The 1048-nt window shown below is 61.4% G+C and carries 2 pseudogenes; both read left to right on the top strand.

The features are described 5' to 3' along the window. A pseudogene (locus HZR81_RS23625) lies at positions 1–720 on the top strand (Eco57I restriction-modification methylase domain-containing protein); the annotation flags it as partial. Then, positions 717–1048, top strand: a pseudogene (locus HZR81_RS23620) (hypothetical protein); the annotation flags it as partial. The pseudogenes HZR81_RS23625 and HZR81_RS23620, both read left to right, overlap by 4 nt.

The raw sequence follows: 1048 nt of genomic DNA, 5'->3' as shown, positions 1-1048 counted from the left end.
TTAGGTAGTAGCTTCAGGCTTCGGGTGCTCGCTCTCAACTGCCTTACCACCCACTACGCCGACCTCTGGCGCGACTGCTGGCAACCCGACTATCAGCAAGACAGTTGGGCCAGTAACGATCCGCGCTTGCCGCAGCACTTCTTCTTCCAGCTCACCCCCGAATGGCAGCGCAACTGCGCACTGCGCAGCGACTACGCCCGCCGTCAGGCACTGGTAGAAATCGACGTTCTCGCCGCCCAGGCCCTTAGTCTAACCCTAGACGAGCTGCTGACCATTTATCGCGTGCAGTTCCCGGTCATGCGCCAGTACGAGCGCGACACCTGGTACGACGCCAATGGCCGCATTGTCTTCACCGCAAGCAAGGGCCTGGTCGGCGTAGGCCTGCCGCGCAAGCCCGGCAAGAAGGACGAGCCCTGCACCCTGATCCACCCCGACGGCCGCCGCGAAAGCAAACGCCTCGGCTGGGACGACGTGATGCCGCGCTCTACCGAAAACGGCATCGGCAAACCCCAGCTCGCCGACGGCACAGTAATCGAGCGCTGGGTGCTGGACGACACCCAACCCGGCGGCCCGATCAACCGCATCATCCGCTACACCGCCCCCTTCACCCTCGCCGACCGCGAAGCCGACTACCGCGTGGCCTGGGCGCATTTTGCCAAGATGGGGCAAATCAATGATGTGCCATCAGACCTGTCACAGCCCGCGGAGGGGCACCCATGAACACAATGCAGGTAAGTCCGCTGTTTAAGGTTTCGCCCAATGGACCGGTGGCCTCTAAGGATGGCTCACTGGTGCACTTGCGTCAGGGCGAGCTGGATGGTGCCTGTGGGCCGTACTGTGTCGTTTCAGCGCTGATCACTCTGGGACTGATGGACAGGGACGATGTCGTGCACAACATGCATAGCTGGAAGGGCAACGAGCGTAAGGGGCGCTTTCGTGATGCGCTGTATGCCTTTGGTGTTTATAGCAGCGAAGGCACCGATGGTGATGACCTGCTATGGCTGACGGATTACTACAGGCGCGTGGGTCTGCAAGCGGAACACGTTAA

The sequence above is a fragment of the Pseudomonas sp. LM13 genome, assembly GCF_041381355.1.
Taxonomy (GTDB): Bacteria; Pseudomonadota; Gammaproteobacteria; order Pseudomonadales; family Pseudomonadaceae; genus Stutzerimonas; species Stutzerimonas frequens.
This window is presented reverse-complemented; position numbering and strand designations above follow the sequence as displayed.